Source organism: Pseudomonas sp. 008, assembly GCF_016861935.1.
Taxonomy (GTDB): Bacteria; Pseudomonadota; Gammaproteobacteria; order Pseudomonadales; family Pseudomonadaceae; genus Aquipseudomonas.
Window position 1 is genome coordinate 296116 of sequence record NZ_BOMA01000006.1, and the last position, 19095, is coordinate 315210.

At 59.4% G+C, this 19095-nt stretch carries 23 protein-coding genes; 14 read left to right on the forward strand and 9 right to left on the reverse strand.

What is annotated here, in order from left to right; genetic code table 11:
• The first annotated feature begins 218 nt into the window (after positions 1–218).
• The 3 genes from JUI81_RS15040 (at position 219) to JUI81_RS15050 (ending at position 2747) form a co-directional block, all read left to right on the forward strand.
• Positions 219–1640 (forward strand): transglycosylase SLT domain-containing protein, encoded by a 1422-nt coding sequence (locus JUI81_RS15040; protein WP_204124598.1) that lies wholly within the window; start codon positions 219–221, stop codon positions 1638–1640.
• 103 nt (positions 1641–1743) lie between these two features.
• Complete coding sequence (locus JUI81_RS15045; RefSeq protein WP_018929804.1) at positions 1744–2178, forward strand: DoxX family protein; 435 nt, start codon at positions 1744–1746, stop codon at positions 2176–2178.
• Positions 2179–2438: 260 nt separating this feature from the next.
• Entirely contained in the window at positions 2439–2747 is a 309-nt protein-coding gene (locus JUI81_RS15050; RefSeq protein WP_007939981.1) for a hypothetical protein, read from the forward strand.
• Positions 2748–2780: 33 nt separating this feature from the next.
• Here JUI81_RS15050 and greB read toward each other — a convergent pair whose 3' ends face one another.
• The 3 genes from greB to JUI81_RS15065 are packed head-to-tail and all read right to left on the reverse strand — an operon-like array spanning position 2781 to position 6525.
• Positions 2781–3278 (reverse strand): transcription elongation factor GreB, encoded by a 498-nt coding sequence (gene greB, locus JUI81_RS15055; RefSeq protein ID WP_018929803.1) that lies wholly within the window; start codon positions 3276–3278, stop codon positions 2781–2783.
• A 59-nt stretch (positions 3279–3337) separates the two neighbouring features.
• On the reverse strand, positions 3338–5842 hold the full coding sequence (locus JUI81_RS15060) for an ABC transporter permease (RefSeq protein ID WP_204124599.1): 2505 nt from the start codon (positions 5840–5842) through the stop codon (positions 3338–3340).
• Positions 5842–6525, reverse strand: a complete 684-nt coding sequence (locus JUI81_RS15065) for an ABC transporter ATP-binding protein (protein WP_007939984.1) — start codon at positions 6523–6525, stop codon at positions 5842–5844. The genes JUI81_RS15060 and JUI81_RS15065 overlap by 1 nt, the downstream gene beginning before the upstream one ends.
• Positions 6526–6535: 10 nt before the next feature.
• Here JUI81_RS15065 and JUI81_RS15070 point away from each other — a divergent pair, with 10 nt between their 5' ends.
• The 3 genes from JUI81_RS15070 to JUI81_RS15080 all read left to right on the forward strand — a co-directional run bounded on the left by JUI81_RS15070 (position 6536) and on the right by JUI81_RS15080 (position 8608).
• Positions 6536–7141 carry an arylesterase gene (locus JUI81_RS15070; RefSeq protein WP_018929801.1) on the forward strand — a complete coding sequence of 202 codons (606 nt, stop codon included), beginning with the start codon at positions 6536–6538 and terminating at the stop codon, positions 7139–7141.
• A 56-nt stretch (positions 7142–7197) separates the two neighbouring features.
• The gene (locus tag JUI81_RS15075; protein WP_007899882.1) at positions 7198–7491 is read left to right on the forward strand and encodes a hypothetical protein; all 294 of its coding nucleotides are present in this window, start codon (positions 7198–7200) and stop codon (positions 7489–7491) included.
• A gap of 145 nt (positions 7492–7636) precedes the next feature.
• Complete coding sequence (locus JUI81_RS15080) at positions 7637–8608, forward strand: L,D-transpeptidase family protein (protein ID WP_019582546.1); 972 nt, start codon at positions 7637–7639, stop codon at positions 8606–8608.
• A gap of 123 nt (positions 8609–8731) precedes the next feature.
• Here JUI81_RS15080 and oprI read toward each other — a convergent pair whose 3' ends face one another.
• Complete coding sequence (gene oprI, locus JUI81_RS15085) at positions 8732–8983, reverse strand: outer membrane lipoprotei OprI (protein WP_003172710.1); 252 nt, start codon at positions 8981–8983, stop codon at positions 8732–8734.
• A 629-nt stretch (positions 8984–9612) separates the two neighbouring features.
• Between oprI and JUI81_RS15090 the strand changes: the two genes are divergently transcribed.
• Entirely contained in the window at positions 9613–9894 is a 282-nt protein-coding gene (locus JUI81_RS15090) for a GNAT family N-acetyltransferase (protein WP_007939987.1), read from the forward strand.
• 65 nt (positions 9895–9959) lie between these two features.
• Here JUI81_RS15090 and JUI81_RS15095 read toward each other — a convergent pair whose 3' ends face one another.
• Both JUI81_RS15095 and JUI81_RS15100 read right to left on the reverse strand, forming a co-directional pair.
• The gene (locus tag JUI81_RS15095; protein ID WP_019582545.1) at positions 9960–11036 is read right to left on the reverse strand and encodes a 3-deoxy-7-phosphoheptulonate synthase; all 1077 of its coding nucleotides are present in this window, start codon (positions 11034–11036) and stop codon (positions 9960–9962) included.
• 189 nt (positions 11037–11225) lie between these two features.
• A complete protein-coding gene (locus tag JUI81_RS15100; RefSeq protein ID WP_081625788.1) occupies positions 11226–11669 on the reverse strand; it encodes a PilZ domain-containing protein in 444 nt (147 codons plus the stop codon).
• Between JUI81_RS15100 and JUI81_RS15105 the strand changes: the two genes are divergently transcribed.
• The 5 genes from JUI81_RS15105 to cysB all read left to right on the forward strand — a co-directional run bounded on the left by JUI81_RS15105 (position 11668) and on the right by cysB (position 15624).
• Positions 11668–12054 (forward strand): co-chaperone YbbN, encoded by a 387-nt coding sequence (locus JUI81_RS15105; protein WP_028939010.1) that lies wholly within the window; start codon positions 11668–11670, stop codon positions 12052–12054. The genes JUI81_RS15100 and JUI81_RS15105 overlap by 2 nt on opposite strands.
• Positions 12051–13007: a putative 2-dehydropantoate 2-reductase gene (locus tag JUI81_RS15110; protein WP_028939011.1), complete on the forward strand. Its 957-nt coding sequence runs from the start codon at positions 12051–12053 to the stop codon at positions 13005–13007. The genes JUI81_RS15105 and JUI81_RS15110 overlap by 4 nt, the downstream gene beginning before the upstream one ends.
• A 23-nt stretch (positions 13008–13030) precedes the next feature.
• Positions 13031–13936: a 5'-nucleotidase gene (locus tag JUI81_RS15115; protein WP_018929795.1), complete on the forward strand. Its 906-nt coding sequence runs from the start codon at positions 13031–13033 to the stop codon at positions 13934–13936.
• A gap of 96 nt (positions 13937–14032) precedes the next feature.
• Positions 14033–14536, forward strand: coding sequence for a universal stress protein (locus tag JUI81_RS15120; RefSeq protein WP_007939995.1), 504 nt, complete (start codon positions 14033–14035; stop codon positions 14534–14536).
• Between the two features lie 113 nt (positions 14537–14649).
• A complete protein-coding gene (gene cysB / locus JUI81_RS15125; protein ID WP_007899921.1) occupies positions 14650–15624 on the forward strand; it encodes an HTH-type transcriptional regulator CysB in 975 nt (324 codons plus the stop codon).
• Between the two features lie 13 nt (positions 15625–15637).
• Here cysB and JUI81_RS15130 read toward each other — a convergent pair whose 3' ends face one another.
• Positions 15638–16120 (reverse strand): GreA/GreB family elongation factor, encoded by a 483-nt coding sequence (locus tag JUI81_RS15130; protein ID WP_204124600.1) that lies wholly within the window; start codon positions 16118–16120, stop codon positions 15638–15640.
• Between the two features lie 14 nt (positions 16121–16134).
• Entirely contained in the window at positions 16135–16533 is a 399-nt protein-coding gene (locus tag JUI81_RS15135; RefSeq protein ID WP_007939998.1) for a hypothetical protein, read from the reverse strand.
• A 124-nt stretch (positions 16534–16657) separates the two neighbouring features.
• Between JUI81_RS15135 and earP the strand changes: the two genes are divergently transcribed.
• On the forward strand, positions 16658–17800 hold the full coding sequence (gene earP / locus JUI81_RS15140) for an elongation factor P maturation arginine rhamnosyltransferase EarP (RefSeq protein ID WP_204124601.1): 1143 nt from the start codon (positions 16658–16660) through the stop codon (positions 17798–17800).
• A gap of 48 nt (positions 17801–17848) precedes the next feature.
• Complete coding sequence (locus JUI81_RS15145) at positions 17849–18418, forward strand: elongation factor P (RefSeq protein WP_007940000.1); 570 nt, start codon at positions 17849–17851, stop codon at positions 18416–18418.
• Positions 18419–18491: 73 nt separating this feature from the next.
• On the opposite strand, the gene JUI81_RS15150 is transcribed toward JUI81_RS15145, so the two are convergent.
• Positions 18492–18911, reverse strand: coding sequence for an organic hydroperoxide resistance protein (locus tag JUI81_RS15150; protein WP_018930027.1), 420 nt, complete (start codon positions 18909–18911; stop codon positions 18492–18494).
• Positions 18912–19095 lie beyond the last annotated feature (184 nt).

A 19095-nucleotide genomic window follows, 5' to 3' on the forward strand; every position in this document is an offset into this window, starting at 1 on the left:
GGCCGGAAAGCATATCAGAGCTGTAGATTTATAAGAAAAACCAAGAACTACAACGAGTTAAAGCTGTCTGTTGAGGCCGCGAGGCAGGTCGGGGTTGGTAGATTTGCCATCACTGTGCCACTCTCTCGCACTTTATCAGCGCTTCAAGCGCTCTGTTTCTGTTGCCCGATGTCATGAAATCACTCATGAGGTTGGCCAGTATTCTTTCCGGAGAGTGGATGACACGTCCCTCGGTTTTGTTACTGCTGTGTTGTTCGTTGCTGCTGCCGATGCCGGCGGTTGCGCGTCTGGCCGGGCCGTTGCAAGCCGTACCGGCAGCCAAGGTCCGTGACCTGGCGGAGATTCGCAGCAGTCGTGTGCTGCGGGTGCTGGTCAACCAGAGCCGCAACAGCTCCGGCGAAATCCAGGGCCAGGCCATCGGCGTCGAATACCACCGCCTGCGGGCTTTCGAGCAATACCTTAATGGCCACGCCCGTGATGGCCAGGAAATCACCCTCAAGATCATTCCTAAAGCCAAGGATCAACTGCTCGGCGCGTTGCAGCGTGGGGAGGGTGATCTAGTCGCACCGGGGGAATTGCTTGATCCGCAATCGGGGCACGCGGTCAGCACCAGTGAGCCGATTGCCAGCAACGTGCCGTTGCTGCTGGTGGGGATCAAAGGCGAAAGGCGTTACACCCACCTCGAACAACTCTCGGGTAAAACCCTCGCGCTGCCCACCGGCAGTGCTGCCGGGGATGCGGTCAGCCAGATCAATCAGAAGCTCGCGCTGCACAAACTGCCCCCGGTGAAGATCGAGTGGGTCGACCCAAGCCTGGCCGTCGAGGACGTACTGGAAATGGTCCAGGGCGGGATCTTCCATCTAACCATCGTCGAGCAACCGATCGCCGAGCGCTGGGGCAAGATCCTGCCCAAGTTGCGCTTCGATCGACAGGTGCTCATCAATGAGCCGGGCGAGGAATACTGGTTCGTGCGTCGCGACGCCTCGATGCTGCGGGCGAGCATCGACCGTTTCTTGACCACCTACAAGCAACCGTCGGACCAGGATGCGGCGTTCCTGCGGATCTACCGGCGCCTGTATCAAGTGCACTACCCCTTGGCCAAGGCCGATCGTCAGCGCCTGGAAAAACTTCGACCGGTGCTGCAAAAACACGCGCAAGCCCAGGACATGGACTGGCTGAACCTGGCAGCGCTGGCCTTCAAGGAATCGGCGCTGCAACCCACCGCCAGAAGTGGAGGCGGCCCCACCGGCCTGATGCAAATAACACCATCGGCCGCCCAACGGGTTGGCGTCAGTGACATTCAGAGTCTCGATGCCAATGTACAGGCCGGTGCCAAGTACTTGGCGATGATCCGCCGCAAATTCTTTGCCAGCCCCAAACTCAACGAGCGCGAGCGCATGGCGTTCGTGCTGGCGGCCTACAACATGGGGCCGGAGCGGGTCCAGGGCATGCGGGCCGAGGCTCGGCGCCGCGGCCTGAATCCTAATCAGTGGTTTTTCCAGGTTGAGCGCATCGCCATGGAGCAGGTGGGAATGGGGGCTGTCAGCTATGTTAATAGCGTGAACAAGTATTACCTGGCGTTCGATCGGGAGCGGGAATCGTTGGAGCCTCAGGGGCAGAAAGTTGCCTTACGTAAATGATCGGCTAATCTGATTGTTATGGTGCGTTTTTTGCGCTTTTAACATGAGATAAACCGATTAATATGGCGACCAACCAACACACTCTCACAATGGATGACACAGCATGAGCACACTGATCAACAAGGTACTGTCTACCCGCGCTGGCTACGGCCTGACGATTCTGCGGATTTTCGTCGGCATCATCTTCGCGGCCCACGGCTCACAGAAACTCTTCGGGGCATTCGGCGGCTACGGCATTGCCGGCACCGCGCAGTACATGGAAAGCATTGGATTGGCGCCCGGTCACCTGATGGCAATCCTGGCTGGTGGTACTGAATTCTTCGGCGGTCTGGCGCTGATCATCGGCCTGCTGGCACGTCCGGCGGCGTTGGGGCTGACCTTCCTCTCGCTGGTTGCGATTTTCTCGGTGCACATCAGCAACGGTCTGTTCATGGCCAACAACGGTTATGAATTCGCCCTGGCCTTGCTCGGTGGCAGCCTCGCAGTGCTGATCGAAGGCGCAGGCAAGCTCTCGGTCGACCGCGCCATCGCCGACTGACCGCTCTGACTCAACGAAAAGGCCCGCACAGTGTGATGCACTGTGCGGGCCTTTTTTGTTGCTGGCGATTCTTGACACTGTCCGGTCAGCTTCTCTAGGATGCTGCTCATGCGCCGATTTAAACAGCTACTTGCGGGGCGCCAGGTGACTCATTCAGTTGCCGATAGAAGCTTGAAACAGGCTTCGAAATACCGCTAAAGCGCTGGTTCGGTGTTGCCTCTCACCTGCCATGCAGACTTTTGAGGCAGAGACACGACACAATGAATGCATTGAACCCCGTTGTACGCCCCGCGCCGATCACGGCACATCTCACCCAACGCAATCCAAAAATCCTGCTTGGCGGTAAACATCAGCCGACGCTGTTGCGTTACCTCGATGGCTGGCCACGTCGCACCGGCGGTCCGGCAGCATTCCTGATCCAGTTTGTCGAAGATGGCGAGTCGCTGGAGCGCTTCGCGACTGACAGTTTCGATCTGGCGGTGATTCAGGCACCCAGCGCCGAGGACGCGCCTGAAGTGATCAGGCAACTGACCCGCGTCGCGCGCCAAGGGCTGATTGCCCGCTGCTGAGGCTCAGGGCTCTACGGCTTAGAGCGCCGTGGCTCAAAAATAGTCGATTGCCACGATATACACGCACTGCTCACCGGTTGGTGTCTGCACTCGCACTTCGGCGTCCAGTGCCTTGCCGATCAAGGCGCGGGCCAGCGGTGAGTCGATGCTGATCAGGCCTAGCTTCAGGTCCAGTTCATCCGGGCCGACGATGCGATAGCGCGACTCTTTGCCGTCCTCGTCTTCGATCGTGACCCAGGCGCCAAAGTAGACCTTGTTCGGATCGCTGGGCTTTTCACTGACCACCTTGAGCGCTTCCAACCGTTTGGTGAGGAAGCGCACACGGCTATCGATCTCGCGCAGCATCTTTTTGCCGTAGGTGTATTCGGCGTTTTCCGAACGATCGCCTTGGGCCGCCGCCTCGCTGACCGATTGCGTCACTTGCGGTCGGCGCACATGCCAGAGCTCATGAAACTCGGCGCGCATCCGCGCTTCACCTTCGGGGGTGATCAGCGCTGTGCCGGCGGTGCGGGGAGGGCGATAACGGCTCATGGCGACTTCTTGTGGTTGGGTTCTTGAATCGGGTTTTTAAACAAGCGTACTTGAGTTTATCAACCCTCGCGCAAGACTGTCAGCGGGCTGGCGTTCAAGGCGCGGCGTGTGCCGAATACACCGGCACCACCGATCAGCACCGCGCCGATCAGCGGCATTACCAGCAGCCATGGATGCGGATGCCAAGGCAGGTCGAAGGCGTAGCGGTAGAGCACCAGGCTCACCAGTTCCGAGCCCAATGCCGCCAACAGCCCGCTGACCGCGCCGAGCAAACCGAACTCGATTCGCCGCGCCCTGACCAGCAACTGCCGTTCGGCGCCCAGCGCTCGCAGCAACGCGCCTTGGCGAATACGTTCATCGAGGGTGGCCTGCAAGCCGGAGAACAACACCGCCATCCCCGCCGCCAACACGAACAACAGCACGTACTCCACTGCCAGGGTCACTTGCGCGAGAATGCTGCGCAACTGCTCCAGCAACGCTTCGACTTGCAGAATGGTCACCGCTGGAAAACTGCGGGACAGGTCGACGATCTGCTGGTCGTGACCGGGTGCCAGATAGAAACTGGTCAGGTAGGTCGCCGGCAAATCCTTCAAGGTGCCGGGTTGGAAGATCATGAAAAAGTTCGGCTGGAAGTTGTCCCAGTTGATCTCCCGCAGGCTGGTGACTTTCGCCTCCCGGTTGACCCCGCCAACGCTAAACACCATGTGATCGCCGAGCTTGAGCTTGAGGCTTTCGGCGACTTTACCTTCCACCGAAACACCGGGTAGTTCATCCGCCGGTTGCTGATCCCACCAGTTGCCGGCGGTGAGCTTGTTGCCCGCCGGCAGGTCCGCCGCCCAGGTCAGGCTCAGGTCGCGTTGAATGGCCCGGTCACCGGCCGAGTCCTTGCTGACGATCTCCTGCACCGGTTTGCCATTGATGCTGATCAGCCGTCCCGGCACCACCGGGTACAGCGGTGCCGATTGTGCCGACAGCTCCATCAACCGATCGCTAAAGGCTTGTTTGTCCGCTGGCAGAATGTTCAGGGCGAAATAGTTCGGGGCATTTTTCGGCAACTGGTTTTGCCAGGTGTCGAGCAGCTCGCCACGCAGCAATGCGATCAACGCCATCGACAGCAGAATCAAGCCGAAGGCCAGGGATTGACCCGCCGCCGCCAATGGATGGCGCAACAGTTGGCCCAACCCCAGACGCCATGGCAATGAGGCGCGGGCCAGCATCCGGCGCAGGCTCTTGAGCAGCAGCAAGAGCAAACCGCCAAGCACCAGTGCCGCGATCACGCCGCCGCCGAGCAGGGCGAAGGTCAGCGCCAGGTCCAGGCTCAAACGCCACATGATCAGGCCGAGGGCGCCCAACGCCGCGCCATAGACCATCCAGGTGCTGGAGGGAATCGGTAGCAAGTCCCGGCGTAATACCCGCAGCGGTGGGACTCGCCCCAAAGCGGCCAACGGCGGCAGGGCGAAACCGGCCAGCGCGACCAGCCCGGTGCCGATCCCCGCAATGGCCGGCAACAGACCTCCCGGTGGGACGTCAGTTGGCAGTAAATCATGCAGCAGCGCAAACAGCCCGAGCTGCGCCAGCCACCCAAGCAGGGCGCCGCTGATGCTGGCGAGCAGTCCGAGAACTGTCAGTTGCAGACTGAACAGCACCATGGTTTCCCGGCGGGACAGGCCCAGACAGCGCAGCAATGCACTGGCATCGAATCGGCGGGTGGCGAAGCGTGTCGCCGACAACGCCACCGCCACGCCGGACAGCAGCACCGCCACCAGGCTGGCCATGTTCAAGTAACGTTCGGCCTTGCCCAAGGCACCGCCGATCTGCCGATTGCCATCGCGGGCATCCTGGATGCGCTGGTTGGCGGCCAGGCCTGGCTTGATCAATTGACGATAGGTTTCCAGCGCCTGGGCGTTGCCGCGCCAGAGTTCGCGGTAACTGACCCGGCTGCCGGGTTGCACCACGCCGGTTGCCTCGAGGTCGCTGAGATTGATCAGCACCCGTGGCGTCAGGCTGTAGAAGTTGCCGGCGCGATCCGGTTCGTAGGTCAGTACCCGCGCCAGTTTCAGGGTTTTCATGCCGACGTCGATGCTGTCGCCGATCTTCAAGTCCAGCGCAGTCAGCAGTCGCGCTTCAACCCAGGCTTCGCCGGGTTTCGGACCGCCACCGGGTGCTTCTTGCGCGAACGGCGCGGGGGCGCTTTTCAGTTCGCCGCGCAACGGGTAGGCGTCATCGGCGGCTTTGATGCTGGACAGTTGAATGCCGTTGTCGGTGGCAATGACACTGGAAAATTCCACCACCTGAGCATGTTCAAGGCCCAGCTCGATGCCACTGTTGATCTGTTCCGGCCGCGCCGGCGAACTGCCTTCCAGCAACAGGTCGGCGCCGAGAAACTCGGTGGCGCGCAGCATCATGGCGCCGTTCAGGCGGGCGCCGAAGTAACCGATGGCGGTACTCGCCGCCACGGCCACCAGCAAGGCGAAGAACAACACGCGCAACTCACCGGCGCGGGCATCGCGCAGCAGTTGGCGAATGGCGAGACTGAACAGGCGCAACAGCGGCAAGCGTGCCATCAAGGCTCCAGAGGGGCGACCAGCAGGCCGGCTTCAAGGCGGATCAGGCGCCGGCAGCGATGTGCCAGGCGTTCGTCATGAGTTACCAGCACCAGGGTGGTGCCGCGTTCCTTGTTGAGTTCGAATAGCAGATCGCTGATGCGCTCGCCAGTGTGGCTGTCGAGGTTGCCGGTGGGCTCATCGGCGAACAACACATCGGGCTCGGCGGCGAAGGCACGGGCAATCGCCACGCGCTGCTGTTCGCCACCGGAGAGCTGGCGCGGCGAATGGGTCAGGCGTTGACCCAGGCCGACCCGTTGCAACAGCTCGGTGGCGCGCTCACGGGCATCTTTGCGGCCATCGAGTTCCAGTGGCAGCATGACGTTTTCCAGGGCGTTGAGGCTGTCGAGCAGTTGAAAGGACTGGAAGACAAACCCCACGTGCTCGGCGCGAATGCGCGCGCGCTGATCTTCGTCGAGATTGCTCAGGCCTTGGCCGGCGAGAGTGACTTCGCCGCTGCTCGGCAGGTCGAGGCCGGCCAGCAGGCCGAGGAGGGTGGATTTGCCGGAACCGGAGGCGCCGACAATGGCCAGGCTATCGCCCTTGTTCAGTTCCAGGCTGAGTTCGTGCAGGATAGTCAGTTCACCTTCCGCGCTGGGAACCACTTTGCTGAGGTTCTTCGCGGTGAGAATGCTTGCGCCCATGGAGAATCCGATGCGTGTGTGGTTTTTGAGTGCTGGCCTGGCCTTGATGTGCATGGCCCAGAACGCAGCGGCGGGTACAGTCCTGATCGTTGGCGATAGTATCAGCGCCGGTTTCGGCCTGGATACCCGGTTGGGGTGGGTGTCATTGCTCGAGCAACGGCTCAAGCACGAAGGTTTCGACGATAAGGTGGTCAATGCATCCATCAGTGGCGACACCAGTGCCGGAGGCCGGGCACGCCTGCCGGCGCTGCTTGCAGAGCATAAGCCTGAGCTGGTTATCCTCGAGTTGGGGGGCAATGACGGACTGCGCGGAATGCTGCCAACACAATTGCAACAAAATCTTGCATCGATGATCGACAGCTCCCGCGCCAGTGGTGCCAAGGTACTGCTGCTGGGCATGCAGTTGCCGCCCAACTACGGTGCGCGTTACACCCAGGCATTTGCCGAGGCTTTCACCAAGGTGGCCGACGAGAAAAAAATCCCGTTGGTGCCGTTTTTTCTCGACGGCGTGGGCGGTCATCCAGACCTGATGCAATCCGACGGCCTGCACCCGGCGGCGGGGGCTCAGGGCAAGTTGCTGGAAAATGTCTGGCCGACACTGAAACCGCTGCTTTGACGCTTTTCTAGCGGCGGCGTTTCGGCTAAGGTGGCGCCCCCGATTTGGAGGCCCCGATGCCGCGTCCCGCCTGGTCCCTTTTTGCCTATCAACTGATCGAGCCTGACGAACAGCTGGATCTGTTCGCCTGCCAGGAAGTGCGGGTGCATCTGGTGACCCGTCAGCTGGAACTGGGCGGCTCGGCGGACCGAACCCTGTGCGGCAGCCTGTTGCCGGCGCAACCACGCTGGTCGAGCGTCGATCGCACGGTCTTCCAGGACCAGCGCCTGTGCTCGCTGTGCCGGGCCATTCTGGAATCGCAAAAACGCGGCACCTCGCCGATCTGGCCTGAGTTGCGGTTCGAGCTGTAGCCCCGTGGCGAGGGGGGCTCGCCACAGGAAAGCTTCCACCACAGGCAATCCCCCTCGCCACAGGTCTTGCATCTCCCCGAAATAACGGGCGGCGGTGTACAATCGGGTTTTTATACCCTTGTCGATCATGCGAAGGATTTTCCGGATGTTGCCGCGCTTTCCCGCCGTCACCCGCTGCCTGTCTCTTGCTGCGCTCTGCGTGGCGGGTCCCGTTGCAGCATTGGAGTTGCCCCTGCCACCACCCGGTGAAGACATTGTCGGCCAGGTGCAAGTGATCAAGGCCAAATACGAAGACACCTTCGCCGACCTTGGCACCACCTACGACCTGGGCTATCTGGAAATGGTCGCGGCCAACCCTGGCGTCGATCCATGGCTGCCGGGCGCCGGTACCGAAGTCGTCCTGCCGACGCGTTTCATCCTGCCGCCTGGCCCGCGTGAAGGCATCGTCATCAACCTGGCTGAATACCGCCTCTACTACTACCCGAAAGGCCGGAACGTGGTGTACACCTTCCCGCTGGGTATCGGCCGTGAAGGCTGGGGTTCGCCGATTGCCCACACCAGCATCGTCGCCAAGACGCCGAACCCGACCTGGACCCCTCCTGCGTCGATCAAGGCCGAGCACGCCGCCGATGGCGACCCACTGCCGAACGTAGTGCCGGCCGGCCCGGATAACCCGCTGGGGCCTTTCAAATTCACCCTGGGCACTCCGGGCTACCTTATCCACGGTTCGAACAAGAAGTTCGGCATTGGCATGCGCACCAGCCACGGTTGCTTCCGCATGTTCAACAACAACGTGCTGGAAATGGCCAGCATGGTGCCGGTAGGGACGTCGGTACGCATCCTCAACGATCCGTACAAGTTCGGCCTCAGTGGCGGCAAGGTTTATCTGGAAGCGCACACGCCGCTGGATGACAAGGGCAACCCTTCGGTGGTCGACAAGCACACCGCCGTGATCAATGCGATGCTCAAGCGTGAGGACATCACCAACAACTTGCGCATGAACTGGGATGTAGTGCGCGACGTGGTCGCCGCTGAGGATGGCCTGCCGGTGGAAATCGCCGTGCCGAATACGTCGGCACCAATGGTCTCGAGTGCGCCGATCGACCTGCAGCAGTAACGTGTTAAAGCAACCCGCCGATGCAGGCCGCATCGGCGGGTTTTTTATGGCCTGCAGAAACCCCAGGCAATAAAAAAGCCGACCCAAAAAATGGATCGGCTTGATAACAACCCCGAAGGATTATTACTTGCGGCTAGCTTTTTCCAGCATGCGCAGAGCACGCTCGTTAGCTTCGTCAGCAGTCTGTTGTGCTTTTTGAGCAGCAGCCAGAGCTTCATCAGCTTTACGGTAAGCTTCGTCTGCACGAGCTTGGGAGCGAGCTGCTGCGTCTTCAGTAGCAGTCAGACGTGCTTCAGTTTCTTTCGATACGCTGCTGCAACCGGTAGCCAGAACTGCGGCCAGAGCCAGAGCAGAGAATTTCAGAACGTTGTTCATCGTGTTCCCCTTCAAGGACTTTCTATTAAGTAGCTGTCTCCTCAGAGTGAGGAAATAGCCGGCGTACATACTACCCATTACTTGTAGTAAGTAAACTGACGTAGCGCAAGAAGCAAAAAAAATTGTAGGCGTTGATTCTTTTTCGAGCAACTTTTAACTGCGTTGTATAAAAAATATCCAGCTACGAGGCCCGAACTGAGCGAGCCGTTGGGAAAAAGTTCCCTGGCCCGGCAGCTGTTTTTTGGTCTTGCCCAAAGTCCGTCTAGATGGGTTTGTCTACACTTGTGTTCGAATTTTGCGCAGCCGCTCGCATATCTTTATCCATGTTGAGGTGACTTAAACAAAGGGCGCTCGTCTTAAGTCTCAATATCCGGCAATGTTCAGGCTTTGACCCGTTCGGTCGAGCCGTTCCTGCGTAATCCGCGGCAACACCCGCCATCCGATGCACAATGACGAGCGTCCCTTGAGCATTTTTGCCAATGGTGCCTACTATTTGATACGTGCTCGGTTGCGCGAGATTGGTGCGGCTCTCTCGGTGTCCATTCAGGCACGGGGTGGCGTAGTTGTTCCTTCGCCGGAAAAACATCGGTAAGGTAGGGGTCAGAATTAAAGACCCGCGAGGAGTAGTGATGAGCGAGGCGTTGTCCATCCACCATGACCAGGCTGGTCATCAGTTCGAGACCACTGTGGACGGTTATCGTGCCTACCTGACCTATATGGATCTGGGAAAACAGACCCTGGATATTTATCGCACTTTTGTGCCCAACGCGTTGCGTGGTCGCGGCATTGCGGCGGCTTTGACCGAGCAGGCGCTGCAATATGCTGATGAAATGGGCTACACGGTGATTCCATCGTGCTCCTACGTGGAGCGCTACATGGAGCGTCATCAGCGGCATGCCGCCAAGCTGTGAGCAAAACCAACGCATAAAAAAACGCCAGGTTCAAACCTGGCGTTTTTTTATGCGCGAAACGGCGATCAGCTGCGATTGCGTTTAGGCAATACGTCCTTGAGCTTGGCATGCATGCTGCGCAAGGTGTTTTCAGTGGCAGTCCAATCGATGCAGGCATCGGTGATCGACACGCCGTATTGCAGGTCGGCGAGGTCTTTCGGGATTGCCTGGCAGCCCCAGTTCAGGTGGCTTTCGACCATCAGGCCGATGATTGACTGGTTGCCTTCGAGGATCTGGTTGGCGACGTTCTCCATCACCAGCGGTTGCAGGGCCGGGTCCTTGTTGGAGTTGGCGTGGCTGCAATCGACCATGATGTTCGGCTTGATGTTGGCCTTTTTCAGCGCTTGCTCGCAGAGCGCGACGCTGACCGAATCGTAGTTCGGCTTGCCGTTGCCGCCGCGCAGTACCACGTGACCGTAGGCGTTGCCCTTGGTGGTGACGATCGACACGCCACCTTCCTGGTTGATGCCCAGGAAACGGTGCGGGCTGGAAACCGATTGCAGGGCGTTGATGGCCACCGTCAGGCCGCCATCGGTGCCGTTCTTGAAGCCGACGGCCGAAGACAGGCCGGAAGCCATTTCACGGTGCGTCTGGGATTCGGTGGTGCGTGCGCCGATCGCCGACCAGCTGATCAGGTCCTGCAAGTATTGCGGGGAGATCGGGTCGAGGGCTTCGGTTGCGGTCGGCAGGCCCATCTCGGCCAGGTCCAGCAGCAACTGACGACCGATGTGCAGGCCATCCTGAATCTTGAACGAGTCGTCCAGGTACGGATCGTTGATCAAGCCTTTCCAGCCAACGGTGGTGCGTGGCTTCTCGAAATACACGCGCATGACCAGATACAGGGTATCGGACACTTCGGCCGCGAGCGCTTTCAGGCGCTCGGCGTATTCGTGGGCGGCCTTGATGTCATGGATCGAGCACGGCCCGATCACGACGAACAGGCGGTGGTCGGTGCCATCAAGAATGTTGCGAATGACTTCGCGGCCCTTGGTGACGGTGCGCAGGGCAGCGTCGCTCAGAGGGATATCACGCTTGAGCTGATCGGGAGTGATCAGGGTCTCGTTGGAGGCGACGTTTAGGTCGTTGATCGGTAAATCAGCCATCGTTTACTCGTCAGGTCACGGGTGCCGGCCGCCAGCGAACCCGCGCGGCGGAGCACAGCAAATTAAGCGCGTCGGGGAGCAGAACCTTAGCGCGTTACACCGTGGCTCGACAATGGGCAGACACCGGTTTAATGGGCATTCCCCATCAGTTTCCCCCACCGTGGCGGGGAAACTGATGGGGAATGCACCCTAACCGGCCATTGGCTGCGCAAATGCCTTGCTGACTGTATCGTGGGAGAACTCGTCGGCATGCTGCTGGACCCACTCGAGGGCCAGGGTCTCATTGTTCTGCTGTTGACTTTGGGGTTCATGCTGACGGCAGTAACGTTCGATCTGGCAGATCTGCTCACCCATCCGCGCGCAAAACAGCGTCTGTTCGTCGACGAAGGCGATCCCCACCAGATAGCCGCGTTTTCGTCGCAAACACCACGCCACATAACCCAGGAAACGCAAGTCCGGGTTCAGGGTCGGCATGCGTATTTCCAGCGCCGTACCGTGGCGCCACGCGCGGTGGTAATTGCAAGCCATGCCGCCGAGGCTGATAGTGTGCAGCTCTTGCCGCGAAATACACTCATGTTTGAGCAACGTTAATTCGACGGGCACATCGTCAGGATGAGGAAGATAACGTCTCATGAACACGGACTCCCTGTGTCGGCCACTTGACACTGTTTCTCCCAGTATAGTGGTCGAATCGGAACTGACCGATTTCGACGCCGACCAACGGTTGCTGGCAATGAGCGGCATTTCACTGGTGATATTTACCAGCGTCGGCTGTGCCAGTTGCCGTTTTGCCCGCGAGCAGTTGCCCAGGCTCGAACTGGCGGTCGATCGGCTGTGCTGGATCGATGCCGGAAGCAATGGCGGGGTGGTCGAGCGTTATCGGGTCTTTCATTTGCCGGCACTGTTCGTGGTGCGCGACGGTGAGTATTTCGGGGCGCTACAGTCGCGCCTGACCCGCACAGCGCTCAACGAGGCTGTGGACCAGGCGTTGAGTCGACCAGCAGAGGAGCTGCCATGACAGGCACAGTGGCCAAGCCGACAATCGGCATTATCGGGACCGGCGCGATCGGTGGTTTCTACGGGCTGATGCTGGCGCGTGCCGGCTTCGATGTGCATTTTCTGTTGCGCAGCGAGTTTACAGCGGTGGCCGAACGCGGCTTGCATCTTGACCATGCGTCGTTGGGCCCGCTGACCCTGAACCCGGTCCAGGCCTATTCGTCGGCTGCCGACATGCCGCCCTGTGACTGGCTGCTGGTGGGCGCCAAGACCACCAGCAACGCGGACCTGGCACCGGCCATTATTCAAGCCGCCGCACCTGATGCCAAAGTGCTGTTGCTGCAAAATGGCCTGGACGTCGAAGACCATCTGCGCGAGTTGCTCCCCGATTCGCTGCACCTGCTGGGCGGGCTTTGTCTGATCTGCGTCCATCGCGCCGGCCCCGGGGTCATCACCCATCAAGCGCTGGGCGCGGTGAATGTCGGCTACCACAGTGGCCCCGCCGCCGATGCACAGGCACGCATGAACATCGTCGAGGAGGGCGCCGGATTGTTCCGCACTGCCGGTATCGACGCCCAGGCCATGCCGAATCTGCAGCAGGCGCGCTGGCAGAAACTGGTCTGGAATATTCCCTACAACGGTCTGTCGGTGCTGCTCGGGGCCAGCACCACACCGTTGATGGCGGATGCCGACAGCCGCGCGCTGATTCAGGCCTTGATGGCCGAAGTGGTTCAGGGGGCCAAGGCCTGCGGTCATGACATGCCGCCGGGTTACGCCGATTATCTGTTCATGATGACCGAGAAAATGCCCGACTACTGGCCGAGCATGCATCACGATTTTCTGCACAAGCGGCCGCTGGAACTGGACGCCATCTACACTCGGCCACTGGCAGCGGCGAAGGCGGCGGGATGTGAGTTGCCGCGAATCGAGGCCTTGTATCGCAGCTTGAGTTTTATCGACCGACGTAACCACTGAGTCGGTCAAGAAGGGGGAAGGGCATGGCAAATGTCATAGACGACAAACTGGTGCTGGCGATTTCTTCGCGAGCGCTGTTCGATTTGAGCGAGAGCCACAAGGTCTATCTGTCGAGCGGCGTCGAGGCTTATCGGCAGTACCAGATCGAACACGAAGACGAAATTCTCGAGCCCGGCGATGCATTCCCGTTGGTGGAAAAACTCCTGAACCTGAATACCCGTCTCGGCCGTGCCCGGGTCGAGGTGATCCTGGTGTCGCGCAACAGCGCCGACACCGGCCTGCGGGTTTTCAACTCGATTCATCACTATGGCCTGTCGATCTCGCGTGCGGCGTTCGTCGGCGGGCGCAGCCCTTATCCGTACCTCAAGGCTTTTGGATGCGACCTGTTTCTCTCGACCCATGCCGAAGATGTGCGCAATGCGCTGGAGGCCGGATTCGCCGCAGCGACTATTCTATCGGGCGGTGCCAGTCGCGCCGCCAGCGATGAATTGCGCATTGCTTTCGACGGTGACGCGGTGCTGTTTTCCGACGAGTCGGAGCGGGTCTATCAGTCGGGAGGCCTGGCGGCGTTTCAGGCCAGCGAGCGTGAGGCGGCCCGCGAGCCTTTGCGTGGCGGGCCGTTCAAAGGCTTCCTCGCGGCGCTCAATCTGTTGCAGCGTGAGTTCCCCGATGATGCCTGTCCGATCCGCACCGCGCTGGTGACCGCGCGATCGGCGCCGGCCCATGAACGGGTGATCCGCACCTTGCGCGAATGGGACATTCGTCTGGATGAATCGCTGTTTCTTGGCGGCCTGACCAAATCGGCTTTTCTTGAAGCCTTTGCCGCCGACGTATTTTTCGACGATCAGGCAGGCCATTGCGAGCTGGCCCGTGAAGTGGTCGCCACCGGGCACGTGCCCCATGGCATCAGTAACGAGCCGTCGGTTTAAAGCCCGGCGGTTCAATGCGTTGCGCCGGGCGCCGCACTCGCCACGGCACTGCTAAGCTGAATCAATCTCCGCCATGTTGGCATTTGAGGAGGTCATATGATTCGTTCGATGCTGTATGCCACTGACTTGGGTCTGTACGCACCATTGGTGATGCAGCATGCCTTGGAACTGGCTCGAACATTCAATGCCGACTTGTATGTGGTGCATGCGGTAGAGCCCATGGGGCTGTTTGCCGAATCCGTGTTGCAGAGCTATCTCGACGAGAAGGCCTTGAACGAATTTCACAGTCAGGGTCTGAACAATGTGATCGCCAATATTCAGCAACGGGTGCTCGACAACTTTCGCGAAGAACTGGGGGATGAAGGAGAGCAGGATTTGCAGCGAATTCAGGCTGTGCGGGTGCTGCAGGGCGATCCGTCGCAGGTGATTCTCGACCAGGCGCAGAAACTCTCTGTCGATTTGCTGATCGTAGGGAGTCACAGTCATGGTGCTGGCGCGGAAACGCCGTTGGGTCGAACCGCTGCGCGCGTGTTGCAACTGGCCAGGGTGCCGGTCTATCTGGTGCCGCTGGTAGAGCGTCGCCGCAAAGAGGATCGCTAGAACACGAATAATGGCATTTTGACAAAAAAGTTCTAGATTTATTGGTCTAACCATTAATATAGTTATATACCGTCGCTGATGCCCGTGGCGTCTACCTGCTTTGAGGGATTCATATGAAGCTTCAACAACTGCGCTACATCTGGGAAGTGGCGCACCACGACCTCAACGTTTCTGCTACAGCCCAAAGCCTCTACACCTCGCAACCGGGCATCAGCAAACAGATTCGTCTGCTGGAAGACGAATTGGGGGTCGAGGTTTTCGCCCGCAGCGGCAAGCATCTGACCCGCGTTACCCCGGCCGGCGAGCGCATCATCACCACCGCCGGTGAGATTCTGCGCAAAGTTGAAAGCATCAAACAGATCGCCCAGGAATTCTCCAACGAGAAAAAAGGCACCCTGTCGATCGCCACCACCCACACCCAGGCGCGTTATGCATTGCCGCCGGTGATCAGCAATTTCATCAAGCAATACCCGGACGTTGCCCTGCACATGCACCAGGGTTCGCCGATGCAGATCGCCGAGATGGCTGCGGACGGCACCGTCGATTTCGCCATCGCCACCGAAGCCCTGGAGCTGTTCGGTGATCTGGTGATGATGCCGTGCTATCGCTGGAATCGCTGCGTGGTCGTGCCTCAGGGTCACCCGCTGACCAAGCTGTCGAAGCTGACCCTCGAAGCCCTGGCCGAATACCCGATCGTGACGTACGTATTCGGTTTCACCGGCCGTTCGAAACTCGACGAAGCCTTCAGCCACCGTGGCCTGACACCGAAAGTGGTGTTCACCGCCGCTGACGCCGACGTGATCAAGACGTACGTTCGCCTGGGGCTGGGCGTGGGCATCGTGGCGAAAATGGCGGTCGATACCAAGCTCGATAGCGACCTGGTGGTGCTCGATGCCAGCGAGTTGTTCGAATCCAGTATTACCAAAATCGGTTTCCGTCGCGGCACTTTCCTGCGTGGCTTCATGTGCGACTTCATCGAGAAGTTCGCTCCGCACCTGACCCGCGAAGTGATGGCCAAGGCCATTCAATGCCACAACAAACAGGAACTGGAAGAGCTGTTCGACGGCGTCGAACTGCCGGTCCATTAAGCGTCAACAGACGCTAGACCACCTCGGTGACAGCAAACTGTTGCCGAGTGCCCGCCACCAGAATCTCCACTTCATCCCCTTCGAACTTGCCCAGCAGGCTTTTACCCAGCGGCGAACGAGGGGTGATGACGGTAATCAGTTGCCCCACCAGATCAATCTTCAATCCGGCTGCGTCGGGGGCCAGGAACAGCCATTGTTCGCGACCTTTTTCGTCTTCCAGGCCGAGCAGGGCGCCGACCTCGATGCCGCGCCGCTCGTCATAAGGCCGCAGTGTCAGGTTCTGGCAAAGGGTCAATGACAGTCTGATTTCCTCCACTCGCCTGGCCTGCCCGGCCGCCAGATAAGACGCCTCCAGCCCCAGGGTGTCGTACTTGTTTTTGGCTATGTTTTCTTCGTGGGTCGCGGTTTCGTAAGCGGTTTGCGCGGCACGCTCGGCGATGTCGAGATCGATCCGCAGCTTGTCGATAATCAGTTGGTGGACGGTCGGCTTGTGCATAGAGAGCTTCATGATCAATCGCAGAATTGCAGGACGTTGGCGCGGCTTTTTTCGCTCGGCGCGGTCTGGTCCTGTTGCAGCCAGAACTGACATTTTGGATTGGCCAGATTGTGTTTGCTGCTTCTGGCCTGTTCCACCATTTGCTGCTGATCGTTCCTGCGCAGGTGTTCCTCGTACTGTTCGAACATCGGGTTTTGCGCAGCGGGTTGTTCAATCACCGGCGGCTTGGCCAGTTGCTCCACCGCCTGGGCCAAGGGTGCCAATTGCTCGTTGAACAACAGGCGCCAGGCGAGCCAGCAAGTCAGTGCGATCGCGATAAATCCCAGCCACAAACCGAGGGCGATGCTGCCGGTCAGTTGCAGCGCATTGAGCTGGATCGGCATGGAGCGGCGCGGGTGGGGACGGTAGGGCATGACTGCCTCCTGGCGGGTGGTCGCGGGCGAGTGGCGATTGTCGCACGAAGATTAATCGTCGTCGGCTCTTCTGCACGGGGTAATTTATGCGGACAATCGGCGCTTTTGCCAACGGGAACCTGGAATGCCTGAAATGAAAACCCGCTGGGATATTTTTTGCACCGTGGTCGACAATTTCGGCGACATCGGTGTGACCTGGCGTCTGGCCCGCCAACTGGTGGCCGAACATTCAGTGACGGTGCGCTTGTGGGTCGATGACCTGCGGGCCTTCGAGCGGTTGTGTCCAGAAATCGACATCCACGCCACGCAGCAGTGGCAGCAGGGTGTCGAGGTGCGGCAATGGTCAGCGCACTGGCAACCCACCGAAGCCGCGGATGTCGTTATCGCCGCGTTCGCCTGCCAGTTGCCGAGTGCTTATATGGAGGCCATGGCCGAGCGGGAAAAGCCGCCGCTGTGGATGAACCTCGATTATCTGAGCGCCGAAGACTGGGTCGTCGGTTGTCACGGCTTGCCGTCGGTGAAGTACAAGAACGTGCAGAAGTTCTTTTTCTTCCCGGGTTTTCGCAAGGGCACCGGTGGCTTGCTGCGTGAGAGGGGATTGCTCGAGCGGCGTCGGCAGTTTCAGCAAAGTCCCGAGGCTCAGCGAGAGTTCCTGCAAGGCCTGGGGGTTGAACGCGCCCCGAACGCACAGCTGATCTCGCTGTTCGCCTACGAGAATAACGGGCTGGCCAGTTGGCTCGACGCCATGGCTGCCGACTCGACGCCCACTCATCTGTTGGTGCCCGAGGGCCGGATTCTCGGCGACGTCGAACGCTGGCTCGTAGTGGACGGGCTGACGGCCGGCGCGGTGCATGTGCGCGATGCCCTGACTGTGCAAGTGCTGCCGTTCGTCCGGCAGGATCAATATGACCTGCTGCTGTGGAGCTGCGATTTCAACGCCGTGCGCGGCGAAGATTCCTTTGTTCGCGCGCAATGGGCAGGCCGGCCACTGCTCTGGCACATCTATCGGCAGGACGAAGATATCCACCTGGACAAGCTCGACGCCTTCCTGACCCTGTACACCCAAGGCCTGTCCAAACCTGCTGGCGAGGCGATCAGCGGTCTATGGCGGGCATGGAATGCAGGTGAGACAATGGTCGAGCACTGGAAATCAACCCGCAAACATTGGCCGGAACTGGAAAAACATGCCGAGGCGTGGTGTCTGGAACAAGCCTTGCAGGCAGATCTTGCCGCAGCGCTGGTACAGTTTTACCTAAATTGGATATGATACGCGGCCTAGATTTTTGTAAATCCCATCCAAATTCGGATATTCGCAATGAAAACTGGTAAAGAACTGAAACCCGGTATGGTGATCCGTATCGACAACGATCCTTGGCTGGTTCAGAAAGCTGAATTCACCAAGTCGGGTCGTAACAGCGCGATCATGAAGACCAAGCTGAAAAACCTGTTGACCGGTTACAAGACCGAGACCGTTTACAGCGCCGACGACAAACTGGACGACGTGATCCTCGACCGCAAAGAAGCGACCCTGTCCTTCATCAGCGGCGACTCCTACACGTTCATGGACACCACTGACTACACCATGTACGAGCTGAACGCTGAAGACATCGAAGCCGTTCTGCCTTTCGTTGAAGAAGGCATGACCGATGTTTGCGAAGCGATCTTCTTCGAAGAGCGTCTGGTTTCCGTAGAACTGCCGACCACTATCGTGCGTCAGGTTGACTACACCGAAGGCTCCGCTCGCGGTGATACTTCCGGCAAGGTGATGAAGCCTGCCAAACTGAAGAACGGTACCGAGCTGTCGGTTGCTGACTTCATCGAAATCGGCGACATGATCGAGATCGATACCCGCGAAGGCGGTTCCTACAAAGGCCGTGCTAAATAAGCACCGCTTGAGGAATGAAAAAGCCCGACCATTGAGTCGGGCTTTTTTGTGGGCGAATGATCAAGATCAGTGATTAAACGGCAACGTGCAGGCGCACATCGACGTTGCCACGGGTGGCGTTGGAGTAAGGGCAGACCTGGTGGGCGGCGTCGACCAGGCTTTGTGCATCGGCTTGTTCAAGACCCGGCAGGCTGATGTGCAGGTCGATGTCCAGACCGAAACCGCCAGGGATCTGGCCGATGCCGACATGGGCGGTGATCGAGGCGTCGTCGGGGATTTTGCGTTTGGTCTGGCTGGCGACGAATTTCAGCGCGCCGATGAAGCAGGCGGAATAGCCGGCGGCGAACAGTTGTTCAGGGTTGGTTGCCGCACCGCCGGCGCCACCGAGTTCTTTCGGGGTAGCGAGTTTGACGTCGAGGACGTTGTCGCTGGAGATCGAACGACCGTCACGGCCGCCGGTGGAGGTTGCGATTGCGGTGTAGAGAGTTTGCATGGTGTGAGCCTCGTTTTGAATTGGGTGTTTCGCGCTAAATGTTTGCGCGCTAAGTAAGTGCGAAGTGAATGTAGCTCGCTAATATTTAGCGCGCAAGATAAATTTTTGAAAAAACTGACCCTGCCCATCACCTGGAGATTCGATCAGGCGGGAGATGCTTGAGATAGAGGCGTTCGTGCGGGAT

Bases quoted from the DNA above. Each gene is read 5' to 3' on its own strand.
- JUI81_RS15040 (WP_204124598.1), top strand. From the start codon at position 219: ATGACACGTCCCTCGGTTTTGTTACTGCTGTGTTGTTCGTTGCTGCTG.
- JUI81_RS15045 (WP_018929804.1), top strand. From the start codon at position 1,744: ATGAGCACACTGATCAACAAGGTACTGTCTACCCGCGCTGGCTACGGC.
- JUI81_RS15050 (WP_007939981.1), top strand. From the start codon at position 2,439: ATGAATGCATTGAACCCCGTTGTACGCCCCGCGCCGATCACGGCACAT.
- greB (WP_018929803.1), bottom strand. From the start codon at position 3,278: ATGAGCCGTTATCGCCCTCCCCGCACCGCCGGCACAGCGCTGATCACC.
- JUI81_RS15060 (WP_204124599.1), bottom strand. From the start codon at position 5,842: ATGGCACGCTTGCCGCTGTTGCGCCTGTTCAGTCTCGCCATTCGCCAA.
- JUI81_RS15065 (WP_007939984.1), bottom strand. From the start codon at position 6,525: ATGGGCGCAAGCATTCTCACCGCGAAGAACCTCAGCAAAGTGGTTCCC.
- JUI81_RS15070 (WP_018929801.1), top strand. From the start codon at position 6,536: ATGCGTGTGTGGTTTTTGAGTGCTGGCCTGGCCTTGATGTGCATGGCC.
- JUI81_RS15075 (WP_007899882.1), top strand. From the start codon at position 7,198: ATGCCGCGTCCCGCCTGGTCCCTTTTTGCCTATCAACTGATCGAGCCT.
- JUI81_RS15080 (WP_019582546.1), top strand. From the start codon at position 7,637: ATGTTGCCGCGCTTTCCCGCCGTCACCCGCTGCCTGTCTCTTGCTGCG.
- oprI (WP_003172710.1), bottom strand. From the start codon at position 8,983: ATGAACAACGTTCTGAAATTCTCTGCTCTGGCTCTGGCCGCAGTTCTG.
- JUI81_RS15090 (WP_007939987.1), top strand. From the start codon at position 9,613: ATGAGCGAGGCGTTGTCCATCCACCATGACCAGGCTGGTCATCAGTTC.
- JUI81_RS15095 (WP_019582545.1), bottom strand. From the start codon at position 11,036: ATGGCTGATTTACCGATCAACGACCTAAACGTCGCCTCCAACGAGACC.
- JUI81_RS15105 (WP_028939010.1), top strand. From the start codon at position 11,668: ATGAACACGGACTCCCTGTGTCGGCCACTTGACACTGTTTCTCCCAGT.
- JUI81_RS15100 (WP_081625788.1), bottom strand. From the start codon at position 11,669: ATGAGACGTTATCTTCCTCATCCTGACGATGTGCCCGTCGAATTAACG.
- JUI81_RS15110 (WP_028939011.1), top strand. From the start codon at position 12,051: ATGACAGGCACAGTGGCCAAGCCGACAATCGGCATTATCGGGACCGGC.
- JUI81_RS15115 (WP_018929795.1), top strand. From the start codon at position 13,031: ATGGCAAATGTCATAGACGACAAACTGGTGCTGGCGATTTCTTCGCGA.
- JUI81_RS15120 (WP_007939995.1), top strand. From the start codon at position 14,033: ATGATTCGTTCGATGCTGTATGCCACTGACTTGGGTCTGTACGCACCA.
- cysB (WP_007899921.1), top strand. From the start codon at position 14,650: ATGAAGCTTCAACAACTGCGCTACATCTGGGAAGTGGCGCACCACGAC.
- JUI81_RS15130 (WP_204124600.1), bottom strand. From the start codon at position 16,120: ATGCACAAGCCGACCGTCCACCAACTGATTATCGACAAGCTGCGGATC.
- JUI81_RS15135 (WP_007939998.1), bottom strand. From the start codon at position 16,533: ATGCCCTACCGTCCCCACCCGCGCCGCTCCATGCCGATCCAGCTCAAT.
- earP (WP_204124601.1), top strand. From the start codon at position 16,658: ATGCCTGAAATGAAAACCCGCTGGGATATTTTTTGCACCGTGGTCGAC.
- JUI81_RS15145 (WP_007940000.1), top strand. From the start codon at position 17,849: ATGAAAACTGGTAAAGAACTGAAACCCGGTATGGTGATCCGTATCGAC.
- JUI81_RS15150 (WP_018930027.1), bottom strand. From the start codon at position 18,911: ATGCAAACTCTCTACACCGCAATCGCAACCTCCACCGGCGGCCGTGAC.